This window comes from Streptomyces sp. HD, from assembly GCF_028369295.1.
Classification (GTDB): Bacteria; Actinomycetota; Actinomycetes; order Streptomycetales; family Streptomycetaceae; genus Streptomyces.
Map to the genome: position 1 here is coordinate 118,067 of NZ_JAQMYP010000030.1, position 7,750 is coordinate 125,816.

Annotated in this window: 6 protein-coding genes and 1 pseudogene; 1 reads left to right on the forward strand and 6 read right to left on the reverse strand. The window is 70.6% G+C overall.

The window, feature by feature from the left end; genetic code table 11:
- Positions 1-15: 15 nt before the first annotated feature.
- From POF73_RS27590 to POF73_RS27615, 6 genes and pseudogenes are all read right to left on the reverse strand, one after another.
- Entirely contained in the window at positions 16-855 is an 840-nt protein-coding gene (locus tag POF73_RS27590; protein WP_272120744.1) for a carbohydrate ABC transporter permease, read from the reverse strand.
- The gene (locus tag POF73_RS27595) at positions 852-1,859 is read right to left on the reverse strand and encodes a carbohydrate ABC transporter permease (RefSeq protein ID WP_272120747.1); all 1,008 of its coding nucleotides are present in this window, start codon (positions 1,857-1,859) and stop codon (positions 852-854) included. Before POF73_RS27595 ends, POF73_RS27590 begins: the two co-directional genes overlap by 4 nt.
- Positions 1,860-1,865: 6 nt before the next feature.
- Positions 1,866-3,161: an extracellular solute-binding protein gene (locus tag POF73_RS27600; protein WP_272120758.1), complete on the reverse strand. Its 1,296-nt coding sequence runs from the start codon at positions 3,159-3,161 to the stop codon at positions 1,866-1,868.
- Positions 3,162-3,325: 164 nt separating this feature from the next.
- Positions 3,326-4,413: pseudogene (locus POF73_RS27605) on the reverse strand (family 43 glycosylhydrolase).
- Positions 4,414-4,743: 330 nt separating this feature from the next.
- Positions 4,744-6,078 (reverse strand): diaminopimelate decarboxylase, encoded by a 1,335-nt coding sequence (gene lysA, locus POF73_RS27610; protein ID WP_272120749.1) that lies wholly within the window; start codon positions 6,076-6,078, stop codon positions 4,744-4,746.
- Positions 6,079-6,094: 16 nt separating this feature from the next.
- On the reverse strand, positions 6,095-6,466 hold the full coding sequence (locus POF73_RS27615; RefSeq protein ID WP_272120752.1) for an SAV_915 family protein: 372 nt from the start codon (positions 6,464-6,466) through the stop codon (positions 6,095-6,097).
- Positions 6,467-6,992: 526 nt separating this feature from the next.
- On the opposite strand from POF73_RS27615, the gene POF73_RS27620 reads away from it, so the two are divergent.
- Positions 6,993-7,430 (forward strand): cytidine deaminase, encoded by a 438-nt coding sequence (locus POF73_RS27620; RefSeq protein WP_272120754.1) that lies wholly within the window; start codon positions 6,993-6,995, stop codon positions 7,428-7,430.
- Positions 7,431-7,750 lie beyond the last annotated feature (320 nt).

The following is a 7,750-nucleotide window of genomic DNA, read 5'->3' on the forward strand; positions in this document are numbered from 1 at the left end:
GTCCGCCGGTGCGCGTCACCCCTTGGTGGCGCCGGCGGTGAGGCCGCCGACGAGCTGGCGCTCGGCGACCGAGTAGAAGGCGAGGGCGGGGACCATGGCCAGCACCAGGTAGGCGAAGACGCGGGCGTAGTCCGCGGAGTACTGGCCCTGGTACTGCTGGACGCCGATGGGGATGGTCCACCAGGTGGAGTCGGTGAACACCAGCAGCGGCAGGAAGAAGTTGTTCCAGCTGGTGACGACGGCGAGGACGGAGACGGTGCCCAGCGCGGGCCGCGCCATCGGCAGCAGCACCCGCCAGAAGAACCCGAAGGGGCCGCACCCGTCGAGCGTGGCCGCCTCCTCCAGCTCGCCGGGGATCTCCCGGAAGAAGCCGCGCAGGATGATGATGGTCATCGGCAGCCCGAAGGCGGCCTGGGGGAGGATCACGCCGAGCGGGTTGTCCAGCAGGTCCATGGAGCGCAGCAGCAGGAAGAGCGGCAGGGCCGCCACCGCGAAGGGGAACATCAGCCCCATCGTGAACAGGGTGAACAGCGTCTCTCGGCCACGGAAGGCGAACCGCGCGAAGGAGAACGCCGAGAGCGCGGAGACCGCCACGACCAGCACGGTCGTACCCACCGCGATCAGTGTGCTGTTGCCCAGCAGCCGCCAGAAGTCGCCCGAGCCGAGGATGTCCGTGTAGTTGCCGGCCACCCAGGACTCCGGCAGCCCGACCGGGTTGCGGGAGAGCTCGTCGGTGGACTTGAAGCCGGACAGCACGGCGTACAGCAGCGGCACCACCATCACCGCGCCGACCACCACGAGGATCACGTGCAGCGGCAGGTTCCTGCCGTTCCTCCTGCCGGACCTGGCCGTCACCTGGCGCCTCCCCGCATCGTCGTGGTGGCTCCTTCGAGGTCGCGGCGGAGCACGAACCGCTGGTAGGCGAGGGCGAAGACAAGGCTGATGCCGAACATGGCCACGCTGATCGCGCTGGCGTAGCCGACCTGGTAGCGCTTGAAGCCGTACTGGAACAGGGTCACGGCCATCGTCTCGGAGTGATGGTCGGGGCCGCCTGCCGTGGTCACCCAGACCAGGTCGAACAGCTGGATCGCCCCGATGACGGACAGGAACACGCTGATCCTCAGGGTGGGCGCGAGCAGCGGCAGGGTGACGCCGCGGAAGCGCTGCCAGGCGTTCGCGCCGTCGATCAGCGCGGCCTCGGTCAACTCGCGGGGGATGGACTGGAGTCCGGCCAGGTAGAGCATCATGTGGAAGCCGAAGTACTTCCAGGTCATGACCAGGAAGAGGGTGGCCATCACGGTGGACGGATCGGCGAACCACTCCCCGCCCAGCCCGTCCAGGCCGATCCCGCCCAGGATCTGGTCGGCGAGACCGTCGTCGGGGGCGAAGATCATGCCGAACAGCACGCCCGTGATGGCCTCGGACAGCACGTACGGCGCGAAGAACAGCATCCGGTACACCGCCCGGCCACGCAGCCGCTGGTTGAGCAGTACGGCCATGGCGAGCGCGAACGGCAGCTGGATCGCGAGCGACAGCACGACCAGGGCCAGACAGCGCCACAGGTCGCCGAGGAAGACGGGATCCTCGAAGAGACGGGTGAAGTTGTCGCCGCCGATGTAGTCGGACGGCATCCCGAAGCCGCCCCAGCGGAAGAAGGCCGCGTACAGGGCGAACAGCATCGGGAGCAGGACCAGGACGAGGAACAGCGCCAGGGCGGGTACCTGGAAGCCGACCGCGGTGAGCCAGTGCAGCACGCGGCGCCGGGTCCGCCCGTGGCCCGCGTCGGCGGACGGGGGCGGGCGGTCGACGCCGGGGCCGCCGGGCTGCTTGTCGGCGGACGGCAGGAAGGTGGAGGTCATCGCCGGCTACTGCTCTTCCTTGGCGGTCTTCGTGATCGACTCGGCGACCTGCTGCGGGGATTTGGACCCGGCGATGAGCGCGCCGACGCTGTCGTTGACCTCCTGGCCGACGGCGGGCGCGTAGGCCTGGTCGAGATAGAGCTGGAAGCCGGTGGCGGCCTTCAACTGGGCCTGTACGGCCTTGATGTTGGGGTCGGTGAGGGCGCTCTCGGCGGCCGGGACCACCGGGATGACGCCGGTCTTCTTGACCAGTTCCACGTCCGTGGCCTCGGAGGCGAAGAACTTCAGGAAGTCGACGGCCTCCTGCGGAGCCCCGCTGCGCAGGGCGTGCCCGCCGCCCCCGCCGAACACCTCGGTGATCGCGCCCTTGCCGCCGTCGACCGCGGGGAACGGGAAGAAGCCGAGGTCGTCGCCGAGGCCCTTGCCGGAGTCGGCCTGGACGACCGGGGCCCATTGGCCCATGAGTTCCATCGCCGCCTTGCCGTTGCCGACGGTCGCGGCCTGGCCGGTGGGGCTGGAGTAGGCGGCACCGAGGAAGCCCTTCTGGAAGGGCTGAAGGTCGACGAGCTCCTGGAGGTGCTGTCCGGCCTGCACGAAGGCGTCGCCGGTGAAGTCCTTGTCGTCGTACGCCTTCTGCAGGGCGGAGGCGCCGGCGGTGCGCATCGAGAGGTAGGCCCAGTAGTACATGCCGGGCCACTTCTCCTTGCCCGCGAGGGCCAGCGGGGTGATGCCCTTGGCCTTCAACTTCCGTACGGCGTCGAGGAAACCGCTCCAGGTGGTCGGGGGTTCGCTGACGCCCGCGTCCTTGAAGAGCGCCTTGTTGTACCAGAAGCCGATCATGCCGATGTCGAACGGGATGCCGTACACCTTGTCGTCGAGAAGGTACGGCTCCCGGGCGACCGGCAGCAGGCCGTCGGCGAAATCTTTCGTGCGGTCCGTGAGGTCCTCGACGAGACCGGCGTCGACCTGCTGCTTCAGGACACCGCCGCCCCAGGTGTGGAAGATGTCGGGCAGTTTCCCCGATGCGGTCAGCGCCGTCATCTTCGATTTGTAGGCGTCGTTCTCCAGCTGAACGATCTTTATCTTCACCTTGGGGTTCTGGGCCTCGAACTTCTTGGCCAGCGCCGCCCAGACGCTCTTGGCCGGCTCGGTGGTGGAGATGTTCCACCACTCGATGGTGGTCGTGCCGTCCGACGACCCTCCGTCCGAGTCCCCGCCGCAACCACTCAGTGCCGTCATGCCCACACCGGCCGCGGCGGAGGCCGCCAGGAAGCCTCTGCGGGACAGTCCCGGGTCGCCCATCATGCGCTCCTTGAGTACGGGACGGCCCCGTCCATGGGCCGTCCACGGGATCGCCTGGATCGAAAGTTTCGGAATGGATCCAGAAAGCTGCGTTGCTGCCGCACCCTAAGGACAGCTGCCAAACGGTGGCAACCCCTTGTGCAAGGTGAATCTGCCGCAGGCCGTCACGGCCTGCGCGGCGCTTGAGGGGCGTACTCGAACCAATCGAACGCCGCACTGCCCTCGGTGACGTACATGCCGACGACCCGGCAGATGAAGCCGCCCGCGACCTGCGTGGACAGATAGCGGCCGTCGAGTTCGGCCAGGCGCACGCCTTCGACCGAGAGGCCGATCGTGTCGGGCCCGCCGACCCTGAGTCCCGGCACGTCCTGGCCGGTCGGGGAGACGGGACGGTCGGTGCGCACCTCGACGGTCAGCGTGACGGGCCCGTGTGGCACCGGCTCCCGCGCCAGGCGCTGCCGTACCGGACCGATACGGGCGATCACGCTCGCCTCTCCCCGCCGACCTCGATGTCGTATTGGCGGGCCTCGTCCATGCGGACGGACGGGCCGGCGCGGCCCGTTCCGGGGGCCCAGCGGGGCCGTGAACCGGCAGTCGGGGTGCTGCTGGCGGCACCCGGCGAAGGTGTGCCCCGGGCGGTCGAGGCTGCTGCCGGTGGCGTGCAGGGTGAGCCGTCCGGGGCGCTCGGCCAGCGACCACGAACCGGCCGGCCGACGGCGCGACGAGATCCAGTACGGCGCCAGGCTCGCGGTGTCGAAGTCGTCCCGCGGGGAGGGGAGTCCGACGGGATGCCAGGCCGCCGGCACCGGGTGCCGGTCCCTGACCGGACCGACCCTCGGCCAGCCGTCCACCCACTCCACCGGGGTCAGGAAGGTCTCCCGGCCCAGGACGTGGACGTACGGGAAGAAGCCGCCCGGACGAACCAGGGGCCCTCGGGGCGGTCGCTGCTGACCAGCACGTTGCCGCCGGCGCCGACGGTGGTGGTGATCAGGTAGAAGCGGCCGTCGTGGTGGCGCAGGGTGGGCGCGCAGATGCCGGCGGATGCCGGGACGTCGTCCGCGAGCTCCGACTGCCCCGGCCGGTCCAGTACATTGCCGATCTGCCGCCAGTGCACGAGGTCACGGCTGTGGAAGAGCGGGACGCCGGGGAAGTACTCGAAGCTGAAGCAGACGAGGTAGTGGTCCTCGCCGACCCGGCACACGCTGGGGTCGGGGTGGAAGCCGCCGATGACCGGGGTGTCGTACGTCCGCATGCGCGTCAGCCCTTCCCGCCGGGGCCGATCGAAACATTCGGCCTTATTGGCGAACATTACGGAGCGGACTGTAAGGGGTGCGCAGGGTGCGGCAAGGGCGCGACCACCGGGCGAGGGCGGCGCGCGAATGTCGGCATGGACTCGCGAGCCTGGGCAAGGCTTCGCGGACGCGGCACCTCCGGACGAGCGGCCGTTGCTCGTCCGGAGGTGGATCGGGGATGCTCCGTCGGTGAGGGGCTGTCGGCGAGAGTCTGTCGGCGAGGATCCGCGGACGGCCGCTGGAGGCCGAGTTCGTGATTCCCAGAAGCCCTGGAGCGGCGTCGCGGCTCCTCAGAGGCCGACGTCGCGGCTGCGGATGTCCTCCAGGGATTCGCGGCGGATCAGCAGCCGGGCCTGACCGTCGTCCACGGCGACCACCGGTGGGCGGCCGACCAGGTTGTAGCCGGAGGCCATGGACAGGTGGTAGGCGCCGGCGACCGGGACGGCGAGCAGGTCTCCGGGGCGGATGTCCTCGGGGAGTTCGACGTCGGCGGCGACGATGTCACCGGCCTCGCAGTGGCGGCCCACCACGGTCACCGGGACCGGGGCGGCGCTGCTGTGCCGTCCGACCAGGCGCGGAGCGTACCGGACGCCGTACAGGGCGGGCCGGGGGTTGTCGCTCATGCCGCCGTCGACGGCGACGTAGGTGTGCGTGCCGGTGCGTTTGACGGCGAGGACGTGGTAGAGCGCGATCCCCGCCGGGCCGGCGATCGCGCGCCCCGGTTCGACGAGGAGACGGGGTACGGCGATCCCCGCCGCCGCGCACGCCTCGGCCAGTTCCGCGCGCACCTTGCGGGCCAGCGTGGTGAGATCCAGGGCGGGTTCGCCCGGCCGGTAGGCGATGCCGTGGCCGCCGCCGAGGTCGAGTTCGGGCAGGACCAGGCCGTGCTGTTCGTGAAGCCGGGCCATCAGGCCGACCATGCGGCGTACGGCGGCCAGGTAGGGCTTGACGCCGGTGATCTGTGAGCCCAGGTGGCAGTGCAGACCGGTGAGTTCGAGCTGCGGCTGGTCCAGTATCCGGGCGATGGCGTACTGGGCGTAGCCGTCGGAGATGGACAGGCCGAACTTCTGGTCCTCGGTGCCGGTGCGGATCTTCTCGTGGCCGCCGGCGCTGATGCCGGGCACGACGCGGACCATCACCTTCTGGTGGCCGTCGGGCCCGACGGCTGCGGCCAGCCGCGCGATCTCCGACGGGCTGTCGATGACGACACGGCCGACGCCGAGACGCAGCGCGGTGTCCAGGTCGCGCGGGGACTTGGCGTTGCCGTGCAGGACGATCCTCTCGGGCGGGAAGCCCGTGGTGACCGCGAGCTCCAGCTCACCGGCCGAGCAGACGTCCAGGCCCAGGCCCTCCTCCGCCACCCAGTGGACCATCGCCCGGCACAGGAACGCCTTGGCCGCGTAGAGGACTTCGGCGTCGGGGAAGACGTGACGGTAGGTACGGCAGCGCTCGCGCACCTCTTCCTCGTCGATGACGTAGACGGGGGTGCCGAAGCGGTCGGCGACCTCGGCGAGCGGCACCCCGCCGACGGTGAGTTCGCCCTCGCGGGGCTCGACGGCCGAGGCGGGCCACACCGAGAGCGCGTCGGCCCGCATGGTCACCGCGGGTTCGTGGATGGTGGTCATCGTGCGATCCCCCCCCTCAGCCGATCCACATCTCAAGTACGCGCTCACGGAATTGGGGACCGGAGCGGGGCTGGGCGTGGTCCGTGGCGGACGGCGCGGTCGGGGCCGGTGCGCAGAACTGGGGGTTCACCGTGACGGTGGTGACGCCGAGCGGTGCGGTCAGGGTGCGCAGGGCGGGCTCGGCGAGCCGGATCCAGGGCTGGTCGGGGCCGAGGGTCGCGGTCAGCTTCCGCTGCGAGGTGAACCCCACGGCCGTACGGTCGCCGAGGGGCGTACGGAAGAGGCGGGCCGCGCAGGCGGCCTGTCCCGGCCGGACCGGAACGTACAGAGGGCCGGCCGGGCTCCGATCAGAGGGCTCCGGGTCTTCGTCGTACAGGATGTCTGCCATGGGGTGCCTCCGGGTGGATCCGAGGTGGATCGTGCGGTGTGCTTGTCGGCCCCGGACGCGGGGAGGCGGACCGGGGCTCGGCAACGACGCTATGCCCGGTGAACCAGGGATTCGTACCGGTCATGACGCGATGCTGACGACGATCGGCCGGACGCTGACGGGATGCTGACACGGGCCCGAACTCCGGCCGGCACCGGCCTGGCGGCCGCCCGGCGGGGAACTCGCGGCACGGCAGGGCCCGGCCACCGCAGTAACGTCTGACGACTGCGCCTGGGCACGCGGCAGTTGGGGAGGGTGAGGGTGCCGCCGGAAGGGGCGCGACGTGGGGACGGCGGACACCGGACGGCTACGACACGACCGCAGCCGGAACCACGGCCTCCCCCGGCCCCCTAATCCTGACGCATCCCTGGCGCCTCTCACGTGGACGTGGACAGGCCTTGACCAGGACAAGCACGCCACCGATATTCGCTTGTGCGCCGTCGTCATTCGCGCCAACGTCGCGTGACCCCACACAAAGGCAGAGAAGATGACCACGCACCCCCACCCCGTCGACCACGAACTCATCCAGGCCGCAGCCCAGGTCGCGCGCACTCGATGCCGAGGCGACAACCACACCATGGCTGCCGCGGCCCGCGCCCGGGACGGCCGGATCGTCACCGCGGTGAACGCCTACCACTTCACCGGAGGCCCGTGCGCCGAGTTGGTCCTCATCGGCACGGCGGCTGCCCAGGGCGCTTACGAGCTGGACACGATCGTCGCCGTCGGCGACCGTGACCGCGGGGTGGTTCCCCCGTGCGGCCGGTGCCGCCAGGTGCTTCTCGACTACTTCCCGGCCCTGAAGGTCGTCGTCGGCACAGGCGACCGTCTCCGGACCGTCTCCATCACCGACCTGCTCCCCGAAAGCTACGTCTGGGCCGACCACCAACTCGACGCCGAGCAGGCCACGCCACTGGGCACGAGCTGACGCCCGCCGACGACGCATCCCCGCTCCGCCTCCCCTCGTTGACGGGCCCCTGACGTACACCCCGCTGCCCTTGACGCGCCCCATACGCGACACGCGACCCGGCCGTATGAGACCCGCAAATTCCTTGCTGAGCAGGGCCGTTCGGGCGAGCAGCGCGGCTAGATTCCCTGTCGGCCGCCAATGAGGCCGCCGCTGAGGCCACGGACGTCAGTGGCCTCAGCGGCCTCACGGAACCGGACCCGCCGTCCGGTACCGGTCGAGGCGGCGGGGTGCGTGCGAGACGCGCACCGGCGCACGGCGTACCGCCGTCCCACCGCCGA

Bases quoted from the DNA above. Each gene is read 5' to 3' on its own strand.
- POF73_RS27595 (WP_272120747.1), bottom strand. From the start codon at position 1,859: ATGACCTCCACCTTCCTGCCGTCCGCCGACAAGCAGCCCGGCGGCCCC.
- POF73_RS27600 (WP_272120758.1), bottom strand. From the start codon at position 3,161: ATGGGCGACCCGGGACTGTCCCGCAGAGGCTTCCTGGCGGCCTCCGCC.
- lysA (WP_272120749.1), bottom strand. From the start codon at position 6,078: ATGACCACCATCCACGAACCCGCGGTGACCATGCGGGCCGACGCGCTC.
- POF73_RS27615 (WP_272120752.1), bottom strand. From the start codon at position 6,466: ATGGCAGACATCCTGTACGACGAAGACCCGGAGCCCTCTGATCGGAGC.
- POF73_RS27620 (WP_272120754.1), top strand. From the start codon at position 6,993: ATGACCACGCACCCCCACCCCGTCGACCACGAACTCATCCAGGCCGCA.